At 34.8% G+C, this 25,446-nt stretch carries 24 protein-coding genes; 20 read left to right on the top strand and 4 right to left on the bottom strand.

From position 1 onward, the window contains the following. Nucleotides 1–634 precede the first annotated feature (634 nt). The 5 genes from AYC65_RS14235 (at nt 635) to AYC65_RS14215 (ending at nt 6,118) form a co-directional block, all read left to right on the top strand. Nucleotides 635–817 (top strand): hypothetical protein, encoded by a 183-nt coding sequence (locus AYC65_RS14235; protein WP_052114748.1) that lies wholly within the window; start codon nt 635–637, stop codon nt 815–817. A gap of 67 nt (nt 818–884) precedes the next feature. Further along, complete coding sequence (locus tag AYC65_RS14230; RefSeq protein WP_034870587.1) at nt 885–2,507, top strand: fibrobacter succinogenes major paralogous domain-containing protein; 1,623 nt, start codon at nt 885–887, stop codon at nt 2,505–2,507. Between the two features lie 679 nt (nt 2,508–3,186). Then, nucleotides 3,187–3,381, top strand: coding sequence for a hypothetical protein (locus tag AYC65_RS14225; protein ID WP_034870588.1), 195 nt, complete (start codon nt 3,187–3,189; stop codon nt 3,379–3,381). Nucleotides 3,382–3,393: 12 nt separating this feature from the next. Next, nucleotides 3,394–5,052 carry a fimbrillin family protein gene (locus tag AYC65_RS14220; RefSeq protein ID WP_034870589.1) on the top strand — a complete coding sequence of 553 codons (1,659 nt, stop codon included), beginning with the start codon at nt 3,394–3,396 and terminating at the stop codon, nt 5,050–5,052. 136 nt (nt 5,053–5,188) lie between these two features. Beyond that, nucleotides 5,189–6,118, top strand: coding sequence for an alkyl hydroperoxide reductase (locus AYC65_RS14215; RefSeq protein WP_234300350.1), 930 nt, complete (start codon nt 5,189–5,191; stop codon nt 6,116–6,118). 603 nt (nt 6,119–6,721) lie between these two features. On the opposite strand, the gene AYC65_RS14210 is transcribed toward AYC65_RS14215, so the two are convergent. After that, nucleotides 6,722–7,954, bottom strand: coding sequence for a phage integrase SAM-like domain-containing protein (locus AYC65_RS14210; protein ID WP_034870590.1), 1,233 nt, complete (start codon nt 7,952–7,954; stop codon nt 6,722–6,724). 632 nt (nt 7,955–8,586) lie between these two features. Here AYC65_RS14210 and AYC65_RS14205 point away from each other — a divergent pair. The 10 genes from AYC65_RS14205 (at nt 8,587) to AYC65_RS14170 (ending at nt 16,646) form a co-directional block, all read left to right on the top strand. Further along, nucleotides 8,587–8,793 (top strand): hypothetical protein, encoded by a 207-nt coding sequence (locus AYC65_RS14205; protein ID WP_034870591.1) that lies wholly within the window; start codon nt 8,587–8,589, stop codon nt 8,791–8,793. A 44-nt stretch (nt 8,794–8,837) separates the two neighbouring features. Then, on the top strand, nt 8,838–10,457 hold the full coding sequence (locus tag AYC65_RS14200) for a hypothetical protein (protein ID WP_034870592.1): 1,620 nt from the start codon (nt 8,838–8,840) through the stop codon (nt 10,455–10,457). A 170-nt stretch (nt 10,458–10,627) separates the two neighbouring features. Then, nucleotides 10,628–10,810 (top strand): DUF5694 domain-containing protein, encoded by a 183-nt coding sequence (locus AYC65_RS21260; RefSeq protein WP_375600690.1) that lies wholly within the window; start codon nt 10,628–10,630, stop codon nt 10,808–10,810. 325 nt (nt 10,811–11,135) lie between these two features. Beyond that, on the top strand, nt 11,136–11,960 hold the full coding sequence (locus AYC65_RS14195) for a hypothetical protein (RefSeq protein WP_059333851.1): 825 nt from the start codon (nt 11,136–11,138) through the stop codon (nt 11,958–11,960). A 73-nt stretch (nt 11,961–12,033) separates the two neighbouring features. Beyond that, nucleotides 12,034–12,813 (top strand): hypothetical protein, encoded by a 780-nt coding sequence (locus tag AYC65_RS14190; protein WP_034870593.1) that lies wholly within the window; start codon nt 12,034–12,036, stop codon nt 12,811–12,813. A 226-nt stretch (nt 12,814–13,039) separates the two neighbouring features. Beyond that, nucleotides 13,040–14,032 (top strand): MsnO8 family LLM class oxidoreductase, encoded by a 993-nt coding sequence (locus tag AYC65_RS14185; protein ID WP_052114751.1) that lies wholly within the window; start codon nt 13,040–13,042, stop codon nt 14,030–14,032. Nucleotides 14,033–14,125: 93 nt separating this feature from the next. Continuing rightward, a complete protein-coding gene (locus AYC65_RS14180) occupies nt 14,126–14,668 on the top strand; it encodes a helix-turn-helix domain-containing protein (protein ID WP_034870594.1) in 543 nt (180 codons plus the stop codon). An 87-nt stretch (nt 14,669–14,755) separates the two neighbouring features. Next, nucleotides 14,756–15,670 carry a hypothetical protein gene (locus AYC65_RS14175; protein WP_034870614.1) on the top strand — a complete coding sequence of 305 codons (915 nt, stop codon included), beginning with the start codon at nt 14,756–14,758 and terminating at the stop codon, nt 15,668–15,670. 155 nt (nt 15,671–15,825) lie between these two features. Further along, complete coding sequence (locus tag AYC65_RS20795) at nt 15,826–15,963, top strand: hypothetical protein (protein WP_157877520.1); 138 nt, start codon at nt 15,826–15,828, stop codon at nt 15,961–15,963. Between the two features lie 74 nt (nt 15,964–16,037). Further along, complete coding sequence (locus AYC65_RS14170; RefSeq protein ID WP_034870595.1) at nt 16,038–16,646, top strand: DUF5715 family protein; 609 nt, start codon at nt 16,038–16,040, stop codon at nt 16,644–16,646. A gap of 42 nt (nt 16,647–16,688) precedes the next feature. Here the strand turns inward: AYC65_RS14170 and AYC65_RS14165 are convergent, their stop codons facing one another. Continuing rightward, complete coding sequence (locus AYC65_RS14165) at nt 16,689–17,966, bottom strand: esterase-like activity of phytase family protein (protein WP_034870596.1); 1,278 nt, start codon at nt 17,964–17,966, stop codon at nt 16,689–16,691. 166 nt (nt 17,967–18,132) lie between these two features. On the opposite strand from AYC65_RS14165, the gene AYC65_RS14160 reads away from it, so the two are divergent. From AYC65_RS14160 to sucC, 5 genes are all read left to right on the top strand, one after another. Beyond that, nucleotides 18,133–20,067: an ABC-F family ATP-binding cassette domain-containing protein gene (locus AYC65_RS14160; RefSeq protein WP_034870615.1), complete on the top strand. Its 1,935-nt coding sequence runs from the start codon at nt 18,133–18,135 to the stop codon at nt 20,065–20,067. Nucleotides 20,068–20,170: 103 nt separating this feature from the next. After that, nucleotides 20,171–21,499, top strand: coding sequence for a hydroxymethylglutaryl-CoA reductase (locus AYC65_RS14155; protein ID WP_034870597.1), 1,329 nt, complete (start codon nt 20,171–20,173; stop codon nt 21,497–21,499). Nucleotides 21,500–21,510: 11 nt separating this feature from the next. After that, nucleotides 21,511–21,900, top strand: a complete 390-nt coding sequence (locus AYC65_RS14150; RefSeq protein ID WP_034870598.1) for a DUF423 domain-containing protein — start codon at nt 21,511–21,513, stop codon at nt 21,898–21,900. 9 nt (nt 21,901–21,909) lie between these two features. Then, a complete protein-coding gene (locus AYC65_RS14145; protein WP_034870599.1) occupies nt 21,910–22,467 on the top strand; it encodes a PsbP-related protein in 558 nt (185 codons plus the stop codon). Between the two features lie 78 nt (nt 22,468–22,545). Further along, nucleotides 22,546–23,739: an ADP-forming succinate--CoA ligase subunit beta gene (gene sucC / locus AYC65_RS14140; RefSeq protein ID WP_009085002.1), complete on the top strand. Its 1,194-nt coding sequence runs from the start codon at nt 22,546–22,548 to the stop codon at nt 23,737–23,739. A gap of 54 nt (nt 23,740–23,793) precedes the next feature. Here the strand turns inward: sucC and AYC65_RS14135 are convergent, their stop codons facing one another. Then, nucleotides 23,794–24,648, bottom strand: coding sequence for a mechanosensitive ion channel family protein (locus AYC65_RS14135; protein WP_034870616.1), 855 nt, complete (start codon nt 24,646–24,648; stop codon nt 23,794–23,796). 71 nt (nt 24,649–24,719) lie between these two features. Then, nucleotides 24,720–25,304, bottom strand: coding sequence for an outer membrane beta-barrel protein (locus AYC65_RS14130; RefSeq protein WP_034870600.1), 585 nt, complete (start codon nt 25,302–25,304; stop codon nt 24,720–24,722). Nucleotides 25,305–25,446: the final 142 nt, after the last annotated feature.

Raw genomic sequence — 25,446 nt, 5'->3', positions numbered from 1 at the left:
TGAAAAAAAATAGTACTAGAAAGACTACTTTTTATATGGCAAAACTAATTCATTTTTCTTGAACTACAAAATAAAATTAATCCTGTCAGTCAAGTTGTTGTATTTTTTTATTTTATGATTTATTAGTTATAAATCATTATTAATGATGTTATGTAAAACACTGTTATCTGCCTTTTTTCTGGTTGTAAATTATTCATCTATAAACCAATATATTACAGGTGTAGTCTTTCTAGGACTACATATTTAATGGATTACGATTTTGTAATGAGTTGTTGTTTAGAAGTAAATAATTATTGATCACTACTAAATTGAATAATCAAATAAAAACACAAAAAACACAAAAACACTTTGAAAAAGAGATGAAAGAATCTGATAAATATGTAAAAGCATAGCCCAAATACACTTGTAAAAATCATTATTCATTTGTTTGTGAAAGCCTGTCATGATGTATGTATTTAACTATCATCATTTGTTTGTTTGTTTGTGATCTGGCAGGCTTAGGGGGCTTATATAATATGCCCCCTTTTCCCAAACTAAAGCCCTTCACCAGGAATAAACTTTTTCAAAATTTACAATTGGAAAAGTAAAAGCCAGTAAACACAATAGATATAAAATAAACATTTAAACAAGTTGTATGAAAAAAAAGCAAAACACACACACGCAGAATTTCCTAAAGAAAATGGAGGAAAGAAAGAGTGTATTTTCCCCTTCACTAGATGTGATAGGTGTGGAAATGGAATGCGGAATAGCATCTAGTCCAACAATGGTTTTACCAGGAACTTTCAATGGGGATACCGATCAGGTTCTGGCAGACTGAAATGGAAATGATGATACAGTTATCAAAACACCATTTTAGAAAATTTAAACGATTAAGAAACAAAAAAATGATGAAAAGTTTCCATTTAATCAAAAATTCATTAGGGATAGCTATAATATTATTCTTAGGTTCATGTCGAAGTTCAGATTCTGAAAATACCTTAACCGGAGGCGGAGTTTCGGCAGTTAGTTTTAATCTTCTCGGTGCTGAATATGCTGATTCGGGAAAATTATCGGGTCAGGCTTCTTTAACTAAAGAAAATATAACAAATTCCGGAAATCAGGTTCAGCGCCATAGCATATTAGTAACTCCCGGTAGTGTGATAACAGCAGAGTTAGCACCTTCATCAGATGTTTCAAAGGTTTTACCCAATGCTTCTTCGGGGATGAATTCTATAGCAGCTATTACCGGAAATCCACTTACCCCGGGAATGCAATTTCGTATTATTGCTTATAGAAGCAACGGTAATTATCATACCCATCAGGACTATACGGTAGGACAGTCAGCAACTTCGATGATGCTGGATAATGGGGCTGCTTATAATATTGTGGTGTATTCATATGGCACAGCAAGCCTTCCGGCTATTAGCTCCGGAGAACAGAATAATATCAGTAGTGCCGTTGTAAATTATAACGATACCAACAGGGACTTTATGTACCAGAAGTTGGATTTTACACCTCAGAATTATACGAATAATACTTTGGATATCACCTTAAGACATAAGGTGGCACAAATTACAACTATAGTGAATTCGGGTAGTTTAGGAAGTATTACGAATATTACCGGCGGGGTACTAACCCCACATTATAGTAACGGTGTAGTGCCTTTATCATCGGGTGTTATGTCGGGAAGGACCATATTAAGCACAGGCGTTTCATTAGATTTTTCAGGTTTTAATACATCAACAGCAACTTCTGCACCAGTATTTGTCAATGCTAATACAACAGGAAGTTTCTCGGCGAATATGACTATAGGAGGAATTACAAAAGCATTTAATCTGCCTAATTCTTTTAAAATCACTCCTGAGAAAAAGAGCAATTTAACGATTAATATGGTGAAGTGTGGTGCCTATATAGGTCCAAATACTAATCCTGCTAATTTCAGGGAGTTCATGTGTCAAAATTTAGGGGCTACCGCAGGAACAGATCCATTTGATAATACTAAAGCAGGTAATCATGGAGCTAAATACCAGTGGGGAGCTAATACAGGAGAACTAAACAGATATTACTCCCAGTCGGATGATCAGAGTAACGCGGGAGAGATATCAGGCTGGAGTACAACCTCCTATAAACCTGATGGCTCCTGGAGTGATACGGGTAAAACAGGAAACGATCCTTGTCCTACAGGTTACAGGGTTCCTACTAGTGCACAATGGCAGGCTATTTTAGCAAATAATAATAATAATGTAGAAAGAGTTGGTACTCCCTGGACTGACTCTCCTACTAATTTTGCTTCTGCGCTTTACTTCAGAAATCCTTCCAATGTGCGTGTACTAATGCTCCCTGTTGCTGGTTATCGTGGCTCTAATAAAGGTATACTATCCAGTAGAGGTAGTACCGGCACCTATTGGAGCTCTAGTGAAGTTACTGGTACTAATCGTGGGTACTATATAGACATTAGTAGCAGTAATGCGTCTGTGGGTACTAACCTTCGTGCTAACGGTTTTTCTGTTCGCTGTATTGCAGGATAGACCCTTATTGATTATGATTTATTTTATTATCTGATATTATTTCCGGGGAGAATTATCACTCGATTCGGTTATATAAGCAAGGTTTGTTTTGGGTAGCTTATGAACAGAGTACATGTAGTATTTGGGAATATAAGAGATATAGAATTAATACGACTATATAAAAAGTCTTAAAAAAGATGTTGTTCGTTCAGGTTTTCCGGAATCTGTTTTAGATGAAACTGGAGAAATATATAAGCAGGATGAATTAAAGAGTTCATCACAATATAAATTGTATTTGCTCCCACAAGAACTTAACAAATCTTTAGAGAATTTAAAAGAAGTAATCAATGATTTTATAAACAATACTTAATAATATTAATTATAGTAATGAATTTATTAGTGTTTTTTATATGAGGTTTAAAGACAATAATCGTGAAACTAAACTATCTTATTATTTGTTTGGTGAAAACCTGCCGGAAGTAATTTTTTAATGACTTCGTTTGTTGTTAAGAGGCAGGTTTATGGGGGGAAGTGTGAGTGCGAAATACAAGCCTTCCTCCTTTTTAGCCAAATATATAATCCAATAAAATATTGGATTGTGTCTAAAATTGATTAAAAACAAAAAAAGAGTAAAAAGTACAGATCATCTATTGCAATATGGATCTGAATTTTTTGCAAATAATAATTAAAAACAATCAAAATGAAAAAAAACGATCAAACAACTTTGGAGCATTGTCTCAAGGTCTATGTAAGACCTGAATTAGAAGTCATTTTTGTAGAGATGGAATGCGGGATAGCCGCCAATTCGGCAGCTGTTATTCCTTCAACGGTAGAAACTGAGATTCAGACAGATTGGGAAGGACAAGATGATACAACAATAATAGCACCGTTTTAATACCTGGAAATTATGAGATCAGAACTAAAACATATAGGCTATTTAGCTATTGCTTCTTCTTTTATTATGCTGGGATCCTGTCGTAGTACAGATACGGATAATACACTAGGTCAGGGTGTTTCTGCTGTTAATATCAATTTACTCGGAACATCCTTTCATGATGGGGATCCAGGTTCCTCACAGGCTTCTTTGGGAAAGAACGCATCCGGGACTTATTCCGTGGAGCGTCATAGTGTACTGATCACTCCCAGTACATTTATGGCCGCAGAGCTGTCTTCGGCTTCAGAAGCAGGGCTTAATACTCGGGCATCCCTGGGTAAAGGTCCCATGGCTGTTATTCCGGGCGCTCCTTTAGGACCCGGAATGGCCTTCAGAGTTATCGCTTACAGACAAAGTAGCGGAGCCTATCATACCCATCAGGACTATATTGTTGGTCAGACGCCAGTACCCATGATGCTGGATAACGGAGGTACATATACTATGGTTGCTTATTCCTATGGATCGGCAACTCTTCCGCTTATAAGCTCAGGAGAGAAAACCGATATAGGTAGTGCACAGGTTAATTATAATAATATTGACCGGGACTTTATGTATTACCAGAAGCCAAACTATATACCCACAGAGGCTCAAAACAGACTGGATATTACCTTATCCCATAAAACCACCCTGATCACAACGATCATCAAATCATCAGGCTATGGGACTATTGATAATATAGTCAGTGCCAGTATTACTCCTCATTTTACAACGGGAAACATTCCTTTGGCTACGGGGAATATTACAGGGCGTGGCAGTGTTGTTAGCGAGGCTCTTACTTTTCCGGGGCCTTTTGGCAATACCACTCAGACAGCGACTCCTGTTTTTGTGAATGCAGATACCGGAGGAAATTTCGCTTCGTTTTCTGCTAATTTAACAATAGGTGGTGTTACTAAATCTGTTGACCTCCCGAATTCGTTTTCCATTAAACCCGGATGGAAGAAAAACCTCACGATATTATTTTCTAAGTGTGGGGCTTATGTAGCCACTGGAAAATGGAAAGAATTTATGTGTCATAATCTCGGGGCAGATATGGACGCAAAACCCTTTACACCAAGTGCAGCTATCCATGGTGCAAAGTACCAATGGGGGCATAAGCCGACAAATGATGCTGTATCAGATAATCGTTATCTTACTCAGACAGATGATCAGAATCAGGACTATAACCTCGGCAATAATCTTCCGGCAGGATGGATATATAGAAAACCTGCGGACACGAATACTCCGGCAGAAGATCTTTGGGGTGATGGTACCAAAACGAAAATGGATCCATGTCCGGAGGGATATAGAATACCTTCGTGGGACGAAGTAAAGGATATGCATGCCCTTAATAGTACCACTTCGCTTGGGAGCTGGGGGGGGAGTCCTACGAATTATAGTTCAGGCAATATGGTCGGAACCGGATTATTCTTACCTGCAGCTGGTTCTCGCAGGAGTACAGCTGGTACTTTGCCTGGTAGTACTGCCGAACGTGGCCAATTTGGCAGCTATTGGACTGGTACGCGACAATCGGTATCGAGCGGCCAAAACTACAGTCACGCATATATATTCGTTGCGAATGATGGTGCTACTAATGATGGCTATCCTATAGAATGGGGGAATGGAATATCTGTTCGTTGTATCAAAGAAAATTAATCTTTTTATGCCTTGTCGAGGCTGATTGTTCGTGTGAGAGTCACCTTGGCAAGGTTTGTGGGTGTACTTTTTCTAACAAAGGTTAATGATAATGAAATTAACCTTTGTTAGAAAAATATAAAAATAACAATGAATTATGAAAATATTTAAATATTTATTATTACTATTGGTTTTATTTAAAATGCAGGCTCAGGAGATTAATATGAATTTTCCCGAATTTGCAGGAAAAAGTTATGATTTTATAATATTTCAGGGGAGCGAGCAAAAGACTGTTTTTCAGGGAGTGATTCCTGAGGGTGGAAAATTTACATTAAAAGTCCCCGGGGAATATTCACCTTATAATGGAATGAGCCGCTGGCTTATAACCGGAACTAAAGAAGGCGGAGGGCTGGATATGTATATTCCGGGACATAATTTCTCAGTCAGTTGTAACTCCAATAAACCGAATAATACAAATATTATTTTCAGGGATAATTCCGGTAACACAGAATTAAACGAATTATATAAAGTACAGCAGAAAATCTTAGATCGCTATCAGGTGATGCTACAAGCGGTAAATATCTTCACAACAAATGATCCTAATTATCGAATTTTTCAAAGTGAGTATGAAAATCAAAAAAAGGATTATGAGAAATTTCAAAGGCTGCTGACTAAAAAGGCAGATTATATTAGTGAATTCATCAGAATTGTCAATATTACCAATGGAACAGGAACCAGGTTATACAATAAGGAAATTGAAAAAGCAGATAATATCTCCTTTTATATTGCTCATGACTTAGACTGGAACATATTGTATACATCAGGACATTGGTGGAGCGTTATTAGTGCCTGGGTAAGTATTCATGCAAAAGTTTTAAAAGACGAAAGCAGGTTTATGAAAGAATTTGAATTAATAAGTTCAAAACTTAAAAATGAGGTGGTTTATACGGATTTTATTTCAAGACTGAATTACTTTTTAAAAGAAGAGGGTAAAGAAGATTATATGAAAAAAATAGAATTAATTGCTAGAGATTCAAAGAAAATGGATAATAACAATACTTCTTTAGAAGAATATCCTAAAAATTAAAATAGGATTATATCAGAAAATATAATCCTGCTCCATAAAGAGTTAGAAGTAATATTTATAACAAGCAATCAATTTTTATAATTGGTTGCTTTTTTTTGCACTGTTTTTATAAAAAGCTCAGGGTTGAGGGGTATCAAACAAAAAGCGGATCGGGCTCAAAATTTTGAGGCTAAGCAAAAGGTTCAGCTAATATGAAGCATTCAAAAATCTAAAGTGTCCTGACATAAACTATTATTAAGATAAGGTTCCTCCGGAACGCTCTGAATTTTTGTAAAATATAATATATAAGGATAAAGCTCCTAACGGAGCTGCTCGGTCATTATAGTGGATCATATTTTCATCATATGAGAAATCAGAAAGATGCGACGGAGGAGCCTGATCTGTGTAAAAAAGCAGGTGTCAGAAAGTAAGTATTCCGGAGGAATACTATCTCGCAACAGGATTATTTCCCCTTTTTTATAATAGGTCAGGTTTTGTCGCCTCATCTTAAGATCTTTGTCTTATAAACAAGGAATTTTTTTAAAGGAACAGCTTTTATAGCAAAAAGTTATTCGGGATTTTTACATTAAATATCTTTGGCTTAAAAATTAGGATTGGTCGAAATTAGCTCATTATAATTTTTTGGTATAATTTATCAAAGTAATCTCCTAAAGAAGTAATTCGGTCATTATCAAAATCATTAATATAATTTAAAAACACCTGTTCGGTTGAATGTCCTGTGGCATGTAATAGCAAAGGGGTAGGTATTTTTCCGTAGAAGTTTGTAGCAAAGCTCCGCCTTCCTATATGGCTTGTGATTGTTTCCCACTTTTCCATTACAAAAGATTTAGCCCTGTGCCCCACACGTTTTCTTGCGCTCAAAGTATGGTTAATTCCTGCGATCCTGGCAATAAGTTTTATCTGTTTATTATAAGTTACAATATCTAAAGGTTTAGGAAAAGCGTTCTCATTTCTTTGAATGATATTTTTGACGGATGGATGTAAAGGCAGAATAATCTTCTTTTTTGTCTTTTGCTGGATGAATTTAATACAGGTTTTGCCATCTATATTAACCATTTTATCTATGGAAAACTTCATAAAGTCTGAAAATCTTTGTCCTGTATAACAGCTGATTATCAGCCAGTCTTTAGCGGCTTTTAGCTCATCGGGCAGATTGGTGTTTTCAATTTTGAGAATCTCTTTTTCTGATAGAGAGACAATCTCTTTTTGTTGTTTCTCTCTTTTAATGTTCATTTCTCTTACCGAGGTTCTGACTCCCTTTTTCTCTACAAAATTCAGGATGGTCTTCACAAAATGAATTGTTCTGTAAATGGTATTCTCGCTATATTTTTCTTCTTTACCAAATGCAATAAACTCCTTTACGAACTCCATATTAATATCCTCTATAAAAAGATGTTTCATCGCATAACCTTCAAATCTCTGTATTAAATTATAGAATACCTTATAGCGCTTATAGGTTGAATAACAAATGAAATCGTTTCTGTCTGATATATAGCTTTGTACTAATGATAGTAGTGAATTCTCGAGCTGTACATCTTTATTTTCACTAATAAGTTTTTGAACAACTCTGGAGAGAGATCTTTGGTTCATTTCCCTTTTCTGAATTTGTCTTTGGTTAAGGTACAAGACAAGTTCTTTCTTAAGAGAATCAAGCTTATTGTTAAGCTTTTTATATTCTTTCAGATATATATTTTTGGGCCTCTTTTTCTCTTCATCCCATTGCTCACCAGGAATTCTTAAAGAAGTATGCAATTTAAAATTAAGACGATCTGTATTTAAAATTAAATTAATGTTTTTGAGGACTGTATTACCAGAAAGTGAGAAGTTAAGGGTCATAGCAAGGAATTTTAAAAGGTTATTTCCAAGCTAATTTAACATAAAAGAATAGTCCTGACAAGACTACTTTGTATATGCAAATATAGGATATTTTTCCAATCTACCAAATAGTTATAAAAATCTATAAATCAAAATATTATTTGTTTTGAACGTTACATTGTCGAGCAACTAATATCGTTTAAAAATTATTAAAACTGCCTTTCCGTTTATACGCTGCTCATTTTAATATATTGGTTTAGAAATCAATTAGTTATAAAAATAGTCTTGTCAGGACTATTTTTAATATTGATTACTTTTTAATAAAATATTTTTAATAAATAATAATACATTTTTAAGTTATTAAATGTTAAAGTGATATAAATTATATAAAAATATTAAAGGAGTAGAGGTGATTAAGAAAAATATAAATCAAGGACACAATTATCAGTTATAAGATATTCATTTTGTTTGTGAAAATCTGTCAAAGCCTAAATAGTCATCATCTTTTTTGTTGCCTGACAGATTTAGGGGAGGCTTTTGAGGATGCCTCCCTTTTTAAAACAAAAGGTATTGCTTCAAGCTTTTAATATAGATGAAATATGGTTAGTTAAAAAAATCTTAGCATATAATAATATACACAAAACAAAAACATTATGATCAAAACACAAGACAAACTTCTATTAGAAGTTAAAGAAAAACAGACTAAAAAAGAATACACTCCGCCAACCATAGAAATTACAATGGTTGAAATGGAAGAATGCATTGCTGGTGGCTCAGCCACAGTAACACCTGTTATCAATGAAAATACAAATGTAGACACCGATACACAAACATATGACTGGGATCCATTTACACCATAAGGCCGCGGGTAATATTTATATATCAAATACTAAATTAAAAGATTATGAAGTCAAACTTACTTAAAAAGCGTTATAAAAAATTACTTAACACAACATTCTTAATAACCTCCTTTTTAATTATATCATGCAGAAGTAATGATAATATTACAAATATTGAAGGGAGTAATAACCTTAATGGAAATGCATCTGTATTACCCGGTATTTTTAATACAGCAAGTGAAGATGGCGATATTGAAAAAACAGCATCAATTGATAGATCTGGATTTGGTACGCAAGAAAAAATACAGAATCAAACTGTTAAAGATGAATTTGGGAATTTATATGATATCACTTTAGCCCCAAGCAGGTATTCAAACTTAAAAAATGCTCAGGCATCGTTAAATCCAACTGCTGCATTGGGTACACCAAAAGCCCTAACTAATGGAGTAATGTATAGCGTTCTTGTTTATGATAAAACTACAGGGAATTTTGTAACCTCAAAAAATTATACTGTCGGTTCATCAATAACTCCCATTACAGGTTTAAACGGAGGTCAAACTTATACCTTCATTGTATACTCGGTGAATAGTACAACTATTCCTACACCTACAAACCGAGCTAGTCTTTCTACTGTTGCTTTGACTAATTTAACTAATAATGCGAATAACAGTAACAACAGTGATTTAATGTATTTTATGACGGATTTAACATTAGCCAGTAATTCTAATACCACTTTAACAGGAACAATGCTACATCAATTCGCCAGATTAAGATTACATCTCAATACTTCAGCCTTAAATTCAATAACAGCAACGCCTGGAAATATAACAGAAGTAGGCGGCATTTCAATTCTGCCTGTTGGAAATAGTGTTACAAATTTTAACTTCTCAACTGGTCAAATTACTTATGGTTCTGTAAATAGTGGTTCAACAATAAACTTTACGAATCCTCAATTAGCACGTATCCCAATTACAACAACCTCTGGGTTTCCCGGAAACCCACAATATGATAGCAATGCATTAGTTTTATTAACTCCAACCACAACAAACGGACAGATTATAATTAGTAGAGTTGTCACTGATGGAGGAATGGAATATATGGGAAACATAACTATAAATAATGCAAGGATTACAGAGAAAACAGACTATGATCTAACTATAACACCTAATCTAAGCAATATTGTTTCCATTGGATCATATGGATCTTTTTATAGCAGTTCTTCTGTAGGAAATAGTTTCAATAATGCTTTTTCAGATGTAGTGGCTGGTGGCAGTAACGGAAGCCTGGCTTCTTATTCTGGGATTATGTTAGATGGATATATTAATGGGGCTCCTTATTTTACTCCGATGATCAAAAACATATCCAGTAATCCAATTGCTTATAATCTTAAATGTAGCAGCCGCTATGGCTATGGAAGCACATCTAATACGAGAAATGTGAGCGGAACGTTGAATGCTAATACAAAACTGCAGAATTTAGACATTGATAACATCGTATTCTTTTCCGGATTTAATAATGTAAGCGCTACTGATCGTAATAACACGACAACAGATCAGGAAACATGTGCAGGAACTATAACACCTCAAGGCTCTTCTGCCATTAATGTTGTCTTTAGATGGAGAACTTCCGGATCGGGCTATACTGTTAATAATAATTACCTTACCACATCTATACAGTTAAAATAAATTAACTATTGTATATTTAAAATAATTATCAAACTTTAAAATCATGCAGTAAAGCTGCATGATTTTATTTTTACTACTGTAATTCATTCCATGTTTTTATATTTGTTTATCGTTTGATTTCCTAAACTGAAAAAGAAATTTAGTGATATAAAATCTTCTTTATCGGATAATTGTCTCGAAAAAGTAAGCTGAGCCAGATTTTTTTATGCATGAATGAAAGATCCGAATCAGATGCTAATCTTGGTTTCTATATTTCATTTGTTAATAAAATAATGATTAATAAAGATTATTTTGGCTCAAATCTGCTTGCCGGCTGGTATAAAAGAAATTTAATAATATTCAAAATCAGTTAAAACCAGGCACAAATAATATTTTTATTCTTGTGGACACAGGACAAGCTGTATTCAAACAATTTTTTGAGAATGATAAAAATTTTGAACTTGTTGATCTGACAAAAATCTTAAATTGAAAGTAACAAGGCCGCATCAATAAAATTATAAGCCCGCTTTAGCAATGGTTTTTTTCTTTAAATATGTCGAATCTGTCTGACAGTTTTACCAGTCTACATAGATTTATCTCGATTATTTGAATCATTTATTTAGAAAAAGTATATTTGTCCCCAAAAGGTGAAAAATATTTTTTCTTTAATTAAATAGCATCAAATAATATAAAAAAGATATGAAAAAAATAGTTTTATTAGCTTCTTTAACGTTAATCTTTGTAAGCTGTGGAAGAAGCAGTGATAATACAAATGAAATCATTATTGATCCTGTAGTTGAGGTTCCGGCTTTGCCAACAAAGATTACAGGAGATTCAGATGTGAAAGAGATTAAATATAACGGGAATAAAATATCCGAAATAAGCTCAGCAGTTTCAAGAATGATTTTTGAGTATACGGGAAATTTTATAACTAAAATAATTGTATATAATATACATGGGAAAAAGATGAGATCAGTTGATTTTGTATACAATAATGGAAGGTTGATAACTGCCTATCCTGAGGATGTTGATTATAAAGGAGTTTTCAGCTATTCTTATCCAGAAAGTAATGTTATTAATTGTACAGAAATTACAAGATACGGATCCGGAAACGGGTCGTTGATAAACAAGAAAATAGTGACTTATATTCAAAAAAATAATAATATTATTTCCGAAGAATTAACTTATTATCAGGATGATGAATTGAGAGGAAGTGTTTCTAAAATTTATACCTATGATGATAAAAAGAATGTATACAGGAATATTTTAGGGATTGATAAGATTAAAGCTTTTTTGGTATCTCAGATACAAGATTGGAATATTAGAGGAGATGATAATAATAACTTGACAATGGATGTTGTTAATCCATCTATTAATGGTGAAATTCTTAAATATAAAGCTGTCAATAGTATTAACTATTCCGTGGACAATTATCCTGTAAGGATCATTACCAAAATGTATACAGAAGGTAAAGACATTAGTCAGAATTATATTGGGGTAAATCTTTTTGAATACAGTAAATAATAATCTCTGACACTATATTGGAACATTATCACAAAATTCCCAATTTGTACTAAAGTTTTAAAAATAACGATTGATGAATAAACTATATCTATTATTTGTACCGTTGGTATTTACATTATTTATGTCTTGTAATAGCCGTGATAATAATGATTCTTCGGATCAAAAGAAAATGCTGATCAGTAAAATTACTGTAACCTCTTTTGATAATCCGGCATCTCCATATACGAGTTCAATTTTTTATAAATATAATTCTATAGGAGATGTGGTAGAAATAAGTTCGGGGAATTCCGGTAACTATGTTACCGTTGATTATACTGCTGATAAGAAGATCAGTAAAATGGATCACTATAAGATTAATAAAGGTATTGAGTATACCGAGAATTTTACTTACCAGAATAATCAGTTGATAAAAATTGTAGCGGAATATGAAAATAAAGCATTCAATAGAATTGTTGATTATACATATGATAATAATGGAAATCTGAAGACTACTTCCATATGTGAAGGACCACCTTGTGGCAGCCCTTGGAAAACAACTTTTGATTATACCGGAAATAATGTTAGCAGAAGGACTGAATCAGGGGCTGGAAGTCCAGGTATATCTGTAAATGAATATACTTATGATAATAAATCCAATCCATCTGTCAATATGAATAAATATTTAAGAATTGCTTTTGGTTATCAGGATCTTATTGGGTCAAATAATATCCTTACAGAAAAGATTCATACCAATCGAATGACTATTACCTATGTCATAGATTATAATGCAGAAGGACTGCCTGTCAAAAGTCTAGGAAAAGATGAGAAAGGCAAGAATTGGGTACAGTATAATTATGAATACATAAGGTTATAACAGCTTCAAAACACTATTGAATTAAAATGTTTTTTTGGAAAAACTAAATATCTAAAAGACAGCTAAGTAAATCAGGATAGCCATATTAAAAGTTTTTTTGAATAATTTCCTTAAACGTACTACAGACGAGACTTTCAATTCATGGAGAAAGTCTTTTGTCGTCTGATTCTATAGAGTATATTTACTGGTTAATAATTGGGTAAAGTAATACGAACAAATCACCGATATGAAACTGAAATTAAGCATTTTAGATCAGTCGCCAGTAATTAAAGGAGGTACAGCCGCGCTTGCACTCCGGAATAGTCTAGAACTTGCCAGAATGGCAGATGAGTCTGGATACCATAGTATATTATATTCCGAGCATCACGGAGTCGGAGCTTATGGAAGTTCCAGCCCGGAGTTACTAACAGCAATAGTTCTTGCAGAAACAAAAAGGATAAAAGCCGGAACAGGAGGCATTATGTTACGGAATTATTCTGCATTTAAAATTGCCGAATGGGCCAAAATGCTTGCAACAATGTTTCCGGACAGATTTATATTGGGGCTGGGGAAAGCTCCCGGAGGATTGAAAGATGCTGTTGTCGCATTAAATAACAACAAACCGCCCGTTCTTAACGATCTGAATAAAAAGCTTGAAGAGATAATAGCCTATATTACAGGGCAAAATCCTGTATATGAGGATTTAGTAGCTCAGCCGGAGAAACCTTTAATCTTACCAGAAATACTGTGGTTGGGTTCAGGAGTTGGTTCAGCAAAGGAAGCTGCAGCTAAAGGAGTAGGATATTCAATGGCTGGTTTTATTTCCGACAATGTCGGAGAAGACGCTTATAATATGTATCATGAAGAATTTAATAATAATGGATATACAGATAAATCGGTTTTTCAGGTCGCATTATCAGTTTCAGTAGCCGCAGATACAGAGCAAGCACGGAAAAATGCCTACGGAATGGTATACCAGTTTGTACAATCCAGAAAATTATTAGCTCCGGACAAGCTTATGCCTTATGCTGAAGTGGAAGCCCTGGTTGCAGGAAGTGATGATGAAAGTTTGTTTTACTCCTTGCTGGATAAAGTAGTTGTAGGTACTCCTGATACAATATTATCTCAATTAGAAGAGAAGGCAATTCTGTATAAAACCAAGGATCTTATGCTGCTATGCAATATGTTTAATGAAGAAGACCGGATGTTTACTTACAAAAGTATCATAGAAAACTTTTAAACGGGACATAATTTAGAAATAAGCCTTTGACTATTTTTATTATTTTGTTTACTTTACATTATACAAAGTTTATAAAATCCATCCTAACAGAAAATGAAAACAGTAGTTCAAAAATTGAGAGAACAGCAAAACCTGACTCAAACTGAACTTGCAGAAAAATCCGGGATTTCATTAAGAACTGTTCAGCGGATTGAAGCCGGAAATATTCCGAAAGGCTACACGCTTAAAGCACTCGCTCTAGCCTTGAAAACTACCCCCGAAGATTTAATTGTCAAAAATGAAGAAAAGATTAATGTTGACAGAGCCAAGTTAATTAATCTTTCTGCCCTAGCTGGTCTTGTCATTCCATGTGGAGGAATAATTTTTCCGCTGATATTAACATACAAGACAAAAGATCTTAAAAACAGAGAACTTGGGAAAAGCATTGTAAGTGTTCAGATTATTTTGGCCCTCGTTGTATCTGTTTTTATGATTATAAGTCCTTTCATTCAGAAAGCATTATCTGTCAGATTTCCACTTTTTATTGTTCCACTTATTGTCTTCATCTGTCTGAAATTATTTGTAGTTATCCACAATGGGATTTGTCTTAATAAAAACGGTAGTATTTTTATCAGGCTGAAAACCAGTTTCTTGTGATTTATGACATAAAACTGACGTAAGATTGTCATATTGTTTTTGTGGAAAAACAGATTCATAAATCCGAATCTTGTACAAAAATCTGAAATGAAAATTTTTAAAAAAATTGTACTAACCTTTTTAGGTGTTTTAGTTTTAGCCATAATATCAGGCTATATTTATTTTGACCGGAAATTCACTCCGGAAGATAACTATCTAACCATAGATAAAGAAAGCGGAAAGATCCCTATAATGTGGTTGGGTGAGAATAGAAATGTTCTGTTACTTCCTGTTCATTTTTATGGTGATTCCTCAGTTTATTATTTACAGTTCGATACCGGAGCACCATATACTTTGTTTTATGCCAGAGCGATAAAGAATATAAAAGGTATTGTAACTTCAAATGAACGGAGTAAGGCAACATTTTATCTGGGAAATACAAAAGTAACTTCGGATAAATTCATAATCAAAGATACAGGAGAAGATTCTGATAAAAAAGATTCATTAAAGATCATCGGAACTCTTGGTGCAGATATTCTTGAAGACAGGAAGACCCTGATCTCTTTCAGAGAAAATAATATTGTTTTTAATTTAACAGACACTCCTGTTGGGTTTGGGAAAAATCTGACGGATTTTACTTTTAAGAAAAGGCATATCATTATTCCGGCAATACTAAAAGGTAATAAAGAAAAGTTTCTGTACGACTCCGGGACCAGTGCTTACGAGTTATTAACATCAAAAGAAATATGGGAAAGCCTAAAGTCAAAAGATTCAAAAGTTAGTAAAGAAAAAGCCAATTCCTGGCAGAATGTTTTAACCACTTATACAGCAAAGACAGATAATCTTATAAAAATAGGGAGCAGAAATATACTGCTAAACAATGTTACTTATGTAGAAGGCTTTTCACAGGCACAGTATTCTATGATGAAATTTTCTGGAATGACAGGGATGTTGGGAAATAAAATATTCTTGAATAATAGCCTTTATATTGACTGCCTTAATCATAAACTAGGCGTTGAATAAGGTACATTATTTCTGTTATGTATCACCTTAATATGGTTTTCAGAAAATAGTAAACAGATTTTATTATTATTGTTAACTCAAATCATATTTAGCAATATTCTTTTTCATTTTGTTTGTGAATTTCGTATCTTTAGTAGGTATTAAATAATTGAGCTATGAAAGAGTCTGACAGAAATATACCAAACGGACTTGTGCTTGGTGTTATTGGAGTACTTGTTGTGATGATCATTGTTTATCTCGTTATGGCTTTATTTTTCCCGGATGTTTTAACTTCTATGAGTGAAGCAAAATAGTCCTGAAAAATAAATATGTGTGATCGATACAACAAATGTTGCTTTTACAACGTTATTAATGATGAAAATTAATAATGAGGAAATTATTTTTTGCTTTTTTAGGGGTACTGATCTGGGCAGGAGGCAAGTCTCAGTCCGCTCGTTGTTATGATCTTAGTACGGTTCTTAAGGTGGAACCAACCCCCATTTATAAACAACATCTCGATGCTTCGGCTAAATTTAATATTAACATTCTGGAGAACTCCAAGAGTATAAATAAGTACACTAAAAAAGGAAAGCTTGTTTCTATAGGAAGTCTTGGGAAAGGTTACCGTATTCAGAAACTGGATTATAGCCGGGCTTATTTGGTTCCAAAAGCCAAAACGACGCTTCGGGGCATTGCTAAAAAGTTTAATGCAAATACAAAAGGGAGTACACTTACAATTACTTCTCTTACCAGAACTTTGGAAGATCAGTGCCGCTTGCGGAGAGTAAATCCCAATGCTTCTTTGGGAATCAGTTCCCATAATTATGGTAACTCTTTTGATATTTCTTATGTCCGCTTCAATGACAGACATAAATCTAATCCAAGGCTGGAAGCAGCGCTGGAAAAGGTGCTGAATGTTTACAGAGACGAAGGAAAACTTTATTATATTAAAGAAAGACAGCAGAGTTGCTATCATGTAACAGTGCGAAACTATTAAATAAAAAAGCCTTCAGATTACCTGAAGGCTTTTTCCTAAAATTTATTTTAAAGGCTTCTTTAGCTTAATGAAATAGATTGTGTTTCTATCAATAGTGTTGGACGAAGGGAGTACCTTCTGTTCGTATTTTCCATTACCAGTTACACCGAAGTCGTCATCATTGCTAATGGCGATAGTATTATTATCAATTACAAAGATGCCTTCAGCTTTGTCGTGTGGATAAATCGTATTCAGGTCAGTCATCAGATCAAGAACAAGAGTTTTCTTTACCGGAACTATATTATTCTGTTGCAAACCACTTAAATTAATAAGCTGTTCCAAAGGTTTTCCATTATACAATTTCCCGTTTTCACCATTATTAGGATCAGATACATCCGTAGCACCATCTAGTTCAATCTTGTATACCTTTTTGAAAACAGAAGCTCTGTTTGCTGAAGTAGCGTATTCTCCGTCACGCTCCAATACAAGGAAAGAATTGTTGTCTATAGCTGCAATTTCACTAACTGCCTGTAGGTCTTTATTTTCCATAAGATAAACAAACTGTTGTGTTTTACCGGAAGCAATATCGAAAGTAATGATGCGAATAATTAAAGAACCTTTCATATCAGTTGAAGATGGATTGTACAGGGGAAACTGCATAATGCCTACAAGTGTTTTACCATCCGGGGTAATACACAGACCTTCCATACCGCGATTTGGGCGTCTTTTAGCAAAAACCTTTGGGATTTTTCTCGATGTATTAAATGGATTTATCTTTTCAATAGTGTTTCCGTTTTTATCAAAATGGATAATATGAGGACCATATTCATCACTTACCCAGAATGTTCCGTCCGGAGCTATAGCAAGCCCTTCCGAATCCAAACCATCGATGTCATTGCTCAGAACATTGCCTTTAGTATCGTAAGCAATTTCACCTGTTCCTCCCGAGCCTATAGGGTTAGGTAGTCCTGTAAGGTTTTTACCGGCAGCATTTTTTAACAAAATAGTGCCAATTTGTACTAGTTTTCCGTCTTTTAATTGGAATTTTCCGATTTGTGGTGTAAAGTCGGGGTTGGAAAATACTTTTGAATCTTTAACTGGACCATCAATATTAGGGCCCCTGTCTGTCAGCATATAAAAAACAGATTTGTCCTGCGGATCCTGTACAAGAGACGATCCGTAGCCACCATTATAAACCTTAACACCATTGATGTCGTTGATTATTTTTGGATCAGAAGCCTCTGCCATATCAGGATAACTAACAGATTTAAAAGAGTTGTCGTCATTGTTGCAAGCGAACAAAGCTGCTAATACGACCATGGATAAAAGTTTTTTTCTCATTATAATAGTTGATTAAGTTGCGGCAAAAATATTTTTTTAGTGTTTACAGTATTTTAATAGAATATTATCTTTAGATGAACAAAAAGAAAATCAGGGCTTTGGATAAAAAATAGATTTCCTATTTTTGCAGATTCTTAGAGAGAATCGTTTAATACAGAAAATTATTATGCTTTCAGTACAAAGTTTAGGACTGCATCATGCCGGAAATTATCTTTTCCAGAATGTGAATTTTACCATTAAGAAGAATGATAAAATTGGTCTGGTAGGTAAAAATGGTGCAGGGAAATCGACATTATTAAAAATGCTTTCCGGCGAAATTAACTTCTATGAAGGGGATGTTGTTCCGGATGGTAGTATTACTATCGGTTTCCTGAAACAGGATCTGGACTTTGTAAAAGGAAGAACAGTATGGAATGAAACCATGCAGGCTTTTGAAAGCATCAATGCAATGAAGACCGAGCTGGAAGAAGTAAATGTCGGATTGGCAACGCGTACAGATTACGAAAGTGATGAGTATGCGAAGCTTATTGACAGAATGACGGAACTAAACGACCTTCTTGTTCATCACGATGCATACAACCTGGATGCTGAAATGGAGAAGGTATTATTAGGTCTTGGTTTTAGAGCAAGTGATTTCGAAAAGATTACAGATGAGTTTTCCGGAGGATGGAGAATGCGTATTGAGTTGGCAAAACTTCTTCTGCAGAAGAATGATATTATGCTTCTCGATGAGCCTACCAACCACCTGGATATGGAATCTATTATCTGGCTGGAAAATTTCCTGAAAGATTACCCGGGAGCTATTGTACTGGTTTCCCACGACAAGCAGTTCATGACATCAGTTTGTAATCGTACTTTTGATATCAATAACAAAAAAGTTGACGACTATAAAGCTAATTATACCAAATATCTTGAACTAAGAAAAGACAGAAAAGAAAAACTAATTCAGGCGAAGAAAAATCAGGATGCGGAGATTAAGCATACTGAAGATCTGATTAATAAATTCCGTGCGAGTGCTTCTAAAGCTGCTTTTGCGCAATCCCTTATTAAAAAGTTGGATAAGCTGGAAAGAATTGAAGTAGAAAATGATGACGTTTCCAAATTCAATATTCGTTTCGTACAGTCAGTTGTTCCGGGGAAAGTAATTTTCGAAGCCAAGAAGCTTGGAAAAGCGTATGGTGAAAAACAAGTTTTCGACAATGTAGACTTCTTTATAGAAAGAGGAGCGAAGATCGCTTTATTAGGACAGAACGGACAGGGAAAAACAACACTGGCGAAAATTTTAGCTGGTGAAATCCGTGATTATTCCGGAGAATGGAACCTTGGTCATAATGTAAATATCGGTTACTTTGCTCAGAATCAGGAAGAAGTTTTATCTCCTAATAAAACCGTTTTAGAAGAGGCTGAAGATGCAGCTACAGAAGAAACACGTCCACGAGTTCGAGACCTGTTAGGATCTTTCCTTTTTCAGGGAGAGGATGTACAGAAGAAAACAAAAGTACTTTCCGGAGGGGAAAGAAACCGTCTGGCTCTTTGTAAACTATTATTACGTCCATTCAATACATTGATAATGGACGAACCTACCAATCACTTGGATATTCAGTCTAAGGAGATTATTAAGATTGCATTACAGAAGTTTGAAGGAACTTTGATTCTGATTTCTCACGACCGTGAATTCTTACAAGGATTATCTGATAAGATTTTCGAGTTCAGAGATGGAAATATGAAGGAGTATCTTGGAAATATTGACGAGTATCTGGAATACAGACAAAAAGAAAGCATCCGTGAAGTTTCCATAGAGAAATCTAAACTGGCAGAAGCAAAGCAGGAAGCTCCGGCTCCAAAGGTTAAAGAAGAACCGAAGCCCGTTGAAACTAAAAAAGAGTTTGTAAGCAAAGAGAAAAAGAATATTCAGAATAAGATTTCTAAAACAGAACAGAAAATCAATGAACTGGAAAGTCAGATAGAAGAGATGGAGCAGGGGTTTGCTAAAGAAAATCCGACTGAAGAGCAGTTGGAGAAATACCAGAAACTGAAAGAAGATCTTGATCTTGCCTTACAGGAATGGGAATTTTTGGCAGCTCAGTTGGAAGCTGAATAAATGTGTATATCACTATAATCCATGATAAAAAGCAGATGCATCGCATCTGCTTTCTTTGTTTTTAATGTTGTATCTTTGGGAGGATATTTTATAAGATAAAATAATGAAACATCAGCCTATAGAAGGCTTTTCAAAGCTTGGCAAACAAAAGAAAATCGATTGGTTAGTTAGTACTTATCTGGAAGGCAGCCAACAATACACAGATATATTACAACAATACTGGAATGACAATGCAGACCTTCAGAAACTTCATGAAGAGTTTTCAGAGAATACCATTTCCAACTTTTATATGCCCTATGGTATAGCACCTAATTTTCTGATTGATGGAGAATTAAAAGCAATTCCAATGGCCGTAGAGGAAAGTTCTGTAGTGGCTGCAGCCTCCAAGTCCGCAAAATTCTGGTTAGATAAAGGTGGTTTCAAGACTACTGTAATCAACGAGAAAAAACTGGGACATACTCACTTTACATTTAACGGGGAAAGTGTAAAACTTCAGTCATTCTTTAACCATGTATTAAAGCAAAGATTATTTGACGATACTGAAGAGATTACAAAGAATATGCGTTCACGTGGTGGCGGAATTCTGGATATTGAGTTGGTAGATAAAACTGCACAAATGCAGGATTATTACCAGCTAAAAGCTTCTTTCAACACCAAAGATAGCATGGGAGCTAATTTTATCAACTCGTGCCTGGAGCAGTTTGGTAAAACCCTGAAAAAAGAAGTTGAACTATCTGATAAATTCACACAAGAAGAGAAAGATTCCCTTCGTGTTATTATGAATATCCTGTCCAATTTCACGCCAGATTGCGTTGTCAGAGCTGAGGTTTCCTGTAAAATGGAGGATCTTATCGATGATAGTGGGATTGCTCCGGAAGAATTCGCCTGGAAATTTAAGCAGGCTGTAAATATCGCAGAGATCGAACCTTATCGTGCTACAACTCATAATAAAGGAATTATGAATGGGGTAGATGCAGTTGTTATTGCTACCGGAAACGACTTCCGTGCAACAGAAGCTTGTGCGCATACCTATGCTTCCAAAGATGGGAGATATACGAGTTTAACGCATTGTTCAACGGATAACGGTGTTTTCAGATTCTGGTTAGACCTTCCTATCTCTGTAGGAGTTGTTGGTGGGTTAACTAATCTTCATCCGTTGGTGAAATTCTCATTGGCACTTCTAGGCAAGCCTTCCGCAACAGAACTTATGAGTATCATTGCTGTTTCTGGTTTAGCACAAAACTTTGCAGCACTTCGATCATTGGTAACTACAGGTATACAAAAAGGGCATATGAAAATGCATTTGTTCAATATTCTGAATCAGTTTGGAGCAACAGAAGCAGAAAAACAACATTTTGTAAATTACTTCAAAGATAAAACAGTGAGTCACCATGAGGTGATTGCTGAACTGGAGAAATTGAGAAAGAAATAAATTCAATAAGAATGAAAACAATAACTTTATTTTTCGGTGCTTTTTATGGAATGCTTTCAGTAATACTGGGCGCTTTCGGAGCACATGCATTTAAGAAGATTCTTTCAGTAGAAAGACTTGAAAGTTTTGAGGTGGGAGTAAAGTACCAAATGTACGCAGCATTATATCTCTTGATTATTGGATTTTTCCTGAAATTCGATACCGGAATTGAAAAAAGTGCTGGTTGGTTTATGATTGCCGGAACATTCTTGTTCTCAGTAAGTATTTATTTCCTTTCTTTTCAGGAAGTATGGAATACTAATCTGAAGTTTTTAGGACCTATTACACCTCTTGGCGGTTTATTTATGATCTTAAGCTGGCTAATGTTGATGATTATTATCTTTAAATCAAAATTTAACTAGACATAAAAAATGAAAAAATTACTTTTTACAGCAGCTTTAGTATTATCGGTTGGAGCTTTTGCTCAGAAGAATATTACTAAAACTGTTGGAGTTCCTTTTGAAATCAGCTACCCTGATAGCTTTAAGCAAGTAGAAGGTGAGCAGGAAAATGTTGTTTTCCAAATCTTTGACCAGCCAAATGATTTTACATTATATATTATTCAGGATCCGATAGAAGACTGGAGAGAGACTCCTTTGTTTGGATCGGCTGAAGATGTAATCAAGCATTACAACTCTACAGCAATTGAATCTTTAGAGAGAAATTCTGCTTTAAAGATTGGTGATATTAAAACCGAAGCTAAAAACGGAATGCAGTATGCTTACCAGAATTTTGAAGGAGATTATAAGTATACCGATTATGATGATAATGGTAAAGAACAGACTAAGTTTTCCAAGTATGCTTATGTTACTGTAGGTATTAAAACAGCTAAGTCTACCTATTCTGTATATTCCTTCTGCCCGGTAAAAGATAAGGCGAAATTTGAAAAAATATTCAAAACTGTAGTAGCCTCAATTAAAGAAAAATAAACATTTCACCCTTCTTTAGTTTCGGGTCTATTTTGTACATTTGTAAATCTAAAAAAATAAAAATATAATCAAAACAATATGAATCTTCACGAATATCAATCAAAAGAGATTTTAGCGAAGTACGGTGTAGCTATACAACGTGGTTTTGTAGCTAATAATGTGGATGAAGCAGTTGCTGCTGCTGAAAAACTTACTGCTGAAACCGGAGCACAAGGCTGGGTTGTAAAAGCACAAATTCACGCCGGTGGTCGTGGTAAAGGTGGTGGTGTTAAGTTCTCTCCAAACATGGATAAACTTAAAGAAAATGCAGGTAATATTATCGGTATGCAACTTATTACGCCACAGACATCTGCTGAGGGTAAAAAAGTTAATTCTGTATTGGTAGCTGAAGATGTTTATTATCCAGGAGAAACAGAAACTAAAGAATTTTATGTTTCTATTCTTTTAGACAGAGCATTAGGTAAAAATACTGTAGTATATTCTACAGAAGGTGGTATGGATATCGAGCACGTAGCTGAAGTTACGCCTCATCTTATCCACAAAGAAGTTATTGATGCTGCTTACGGACTACAAGGTTTCCAGGCTAGAAAAATTGCTTTCAACCTAGGATTGGAAGGAAACGCTTTCAAAGAGTTCGTTAAATTCATCGGTAGTCTTTACAATGCTTATGTAGGTATTGATGCTTCTCTTTTCGAGATCAACCCTGTGTTAAAAACTTCTGATAACAAAATTATCGCAGTAGATGCTAAAGTAACTTTAGATGACAACGCATTATACCGTCACAAAGACTTAGCAGAACTAAGAGATACAAGAGAAGAAGATCCTATGGATGTTGAGGCTGGTGAAGCTGGTCTTAACTTCGTGAAGTTAGATGGTAACGTTGCTTGTATGGTAAACGGAGCTGGTCTGGCGATGGCGACTATGGATATCATTAAGCTTTCAGGAGGTAATCCTGCTAACTTCCTTGACGTTGGTGGTACTGCTGATGCTCAGAGAGTACAAACAGCTTTCGGAATTATCCTTAGAGATCCAAACGTAAAAGCTATCTTAATCAATATCTTCGGTGGTATCGTAAGATGTGACAGAGTAGCACAAGGTGTTGTAGATGCTTACAAAGCTATGGGTAGCTTACCTGTTCCGTTAATCGTAAGATTACAAGGAACTAATGCTGTAGAAGCTAAGCAATTAATCGATGATTCAGGTCTTCCTGTACATTCTGCTATTACATTAGAAGAAGCTGCAAATAAAGTAAAAGAAGTTTTAGCTTCTTAATCACACATTTGCAATCGCATAAAAAAAGCCACTTCATTTGAAGTGGCTTTTTATTTATGATTCTTTTTCAATACTTATACTCATCGGAGTGCTTAGCAGGATATTTTCCTGATCAAGCTTTTCTTTTATTTTCACAAGAGCATCACTCTTGGTATCGGCAACATTAGATCCGATAGCAATCCAGAATTTCACCTGAATATTAAATGTTCCTTGTTTGAGAGAAGTGAATATAACATCTGCACTTTCCAACCGGTCTGCTTTATCCATAGTTTTAATAACTTCCAAAATACAATCTTTTGCTTTTTGTATATCCTGACTGGCCGGAATATCGAAGTCGAAAATAATTTTTCGCTGCGGAGAAGCTGTAATATTATAAAATGGAGCGTTAAAAATTGTCTGATTGGGAATATAAACCTTTTTTCCTTCGTCATTGATCAGTTTTGTGGTAAGGAAGCCAATCTCGGTTACAGTGCCGGAATGGGCGCCTAATGTAATGTAATCACCAACCTTAAAGGACTTATCTATACCCACTAGCATTCCGGAGAAAATACTGGATACAAGATCTTTTAATGCGACCCCGGCAATAACCCCGGCAACTCCTAAGCTTCCGATGAATTTCCACAAGAAACCACTGAAGTTCATTATTTCCAGAGAAATAAAAGTTCCCATCAGAATAATCAGAAAGCGGAAAACACCTACCAAGGCAACAGCTGTTCCCTGTTTACTGCTATCCGGGAAAAAGTTATTAACAATTTTTACCGTTACTTTACTCAGATACCTGCTGCCTTTTAAGAATAATATAAAAACAAGTATCCCAATAATTAGTCTTGGAGATAATTCAGCAAATTTTACATACCAGCTTTTTAATACAGCCAATACAATATCAATGTACTTCAATCCTTCGTTCATAATTGTAAATTTATGCAAAAATAAAAATGCCAGCCGGATTAGGGCTGGCATTTTGTATTAAAATGTAAATTTTATTGTGCTCCTCTTGTAACTTGTTTTACTTTAGATGTTGGAAGGTAAATCTGGAAACCTACATTGAAGCCAATGTTAGAAGTTGTACCATTATTTCCGAATCCGAAATCACCGTTGTATTTTACAAGACCCTCTACTGCAACGTTAGGTGTGATGAAGTAAGCGTAACCTGGACCTACACCTAAGTTAAGACCTGTTGTAGAATTACCACCTTTGGTTACACTTGTACCACCAATACCTGCATTTCCTTCTAAGAAGAATCTACCATGCTTCAGTAAATTGTCTACCTGGTCATTATTAAAATAATATCTAGCCATTGGACCTACACTGTATTTGTAAGTTGTAGGACCATCTTTGGTTCCTGCAAATCCAAAAGTAACCTGGCCTCCAAGTGCAAAGTTATCATCAATAAAATATGCAGCTTTAGGTTGTAGCGTGAAGTTGTAACCACCACCTGTGTTTAATCCGAAGCTGGAAGTAATGATGTTACCACCTACCATCCAGTTTCCTTTTTGCAGCTGAGCTTTTGTTACTGAAAATAGACCTGTTGCTAAAATTGCTGTGCTTAAAATTAACTTTTTCATTTTGTATTATTTTTTGTTAAAGAAATAAATTTTTAAATTTTTTTTATTTGGCTGTATCTTGGTTTGAGGTTTAAAACTCTACTGCAAATATATTTATATTTTTTTTAACGAAAATTATAAATACAATTACTATTCCATTTTG

The sequence above is a fragment of the Elizabethkingia bruuniana genome (assembly GCF_002024805.1).
Lineage (GTDB): Bacteria > Bacteroidota > Bacteroidia > Flavobacteriales > Weeksellaceae > Elizabethkingia > Elizabethkingia bruuniana.
Note: the sequence above shows the minus strand (reverse complement) of the source record. Positions and strands in the feature narration are given on the sequence as shown.

Bases quoted from the DNA above. Each gene is read 5' to 3' on its own strand.
- AYC65_RS14235 (WP_052114748.1), top strand. From the start codon at position 635: ATGAAAAAAAAGCAAAACACACACACGCAGAATTTCCTAAAGAAAATG.
- AYC65_RS14230 (WP_034870587.1), top strand. From the start codon at position 885: ATGATGAAAAGTTTCCATTTAATCAAAAATTCATTAGGGATAGCTATA.
- AYC65_RS14225 (WP_034870588.1), top strand. From the start codon at position 3,187: ATGAAAAAAAACGATCAAACAACTTTGGAGCATTGTCTCAAGGTCTAT.
- AYC65_RS14220 (WP_034870589.1), top strand. From the start codon at position 3,394: ATGAGATCAGAACTAAAACATATAGGCTATTTAGCTATTGCTTCTTCT.
- AYC65_RS14215 (WP_234300350.1), top strand. From the start codon at position 5,189: ATGAAAATATTTAAATATTTATTATTACTATTGGTTTTATTTAAAATG.
- AYC65_RS14210 (WP_034870590.1), bottom strand. From the start codon at position 7,954: ATGACCCTTAACTTCTCACTTTCTGGTAATACAGTCCTCAAAAACATT.
- AYC65_RS14205 (WP_034870591.1), top strand. From the start codon at position 8,587: ATGATCAAAACACAAGACAAACTTCTATTAGAAGTTAAAGAAAAACAG.
- AYC65_RS14200 (WP_034870592.1), top strand. From the start codon at position 8,838: ATGAAGTCAAACTTACTTAAAAAGCGTTATAAAAAATTACTTAACACA.
- AYC65_RS14195 (WP_059333851.1), top strand. From the start codon at position 11,136: ATGAAAAAAATAGTTTTATTAGCTTCTTTAACGTTAATCTTTGTAAGC.
- AYC65_RS14190 (WP_034870593.1), top strand. From the start codon at position 12,034: ATGAATAAACTATATCTATTATTTGTACCGTTGGTATTTACATTATTT.
- AYC65_RS14185 (WP_052114751.1), top strand. From the start codon at position 13,040: ATGAAACTGAAATTAAGCATTTTAGATCAGTCGCCAGTAATTAAAGGA.
- AYC65_RS14180 (WP_034870594.1), top strand. From the start codon at position 14,126: ATGAAAACAGTAGTTCAAAAATTGAGAGAACAGCAAAACCTGACTCAA.
- AYC65_RS14175 (WP_034870614.1), top strand. From the start codon at position 14,756: ATGAAAATTTTTAAAAAAATTGTACTAACCTTTTTAGGTGTTTTAGTT.
- AYC65_RS20795 (WP_157877520.1), top strand. From the start codon at position 15,826: ATGAAAGAGTCTGACAGAAATATACCAAACGGACTTGTGCTTGGTGTT.
- AYC65_RS14170 (WP_034870595.1), top strand. From the start codon at position 16,038: ATGAGGAAATTATTTTTTGCTTTTTTAGGGGTACTGATCTGGGCAGGA.
- AYC65_RS14165 (WP_034870596.1), bottom strand. From the start codon at position 17,966: ATGAGAAAAAAACTTTTATCCATGGTCGTATTAGCAGCTTTGTTCGCT.
- AYC65_RS14160 (WP_034870615.1), top strand. From the start codon at position 18,133: ATGCTTTCAGTACAAAGTTTAGGACTGCATCATGCCGGAAATTATCTT.
- AYC65_RS14155 (WP_034870597.1), top strand. From the start codon at position 20,171: ATGAAACATCAGCCTATAGAAGGCTTTTCAAAGCTTGGCAAACAAAAG.
- AYC65_RS14150 (WP_034870598.1), top strand. From the start codon at position 21,511: ATGAAAACAATAACTTTATTTTTCGGTGCTTTTTATGGAATGCTTTCA.
- AYC65_RS14145 (WP_034870599.1), top strand. From the start codon at position 21,910: ATGAAAAAATTACTTTTTACAGCAGCTTTAGTATTATCGGTTGGAGCT.
- sucC (WP_009085002.1), top strand. From the start codon at position 22,546: ATGAATCTTCACGAATATCAATCAAAAGAGATTTTAGCGAAGTACGGT.
- AYC65_RS14135 (WP_034870616.1), bottom strand. From the start codon at position 24,648: ATGAACGAAGGATTGAAGTACATTGATATTGTATTGGCTGTATTAAAA.
- AYC65_RS14130 (WP_034870600.1), bottom strand. From the start codon at position 25,304: ATGAAAAAGTTAATTTTAAGCACAGCAATTTTAGCAACAGGTCTATTT.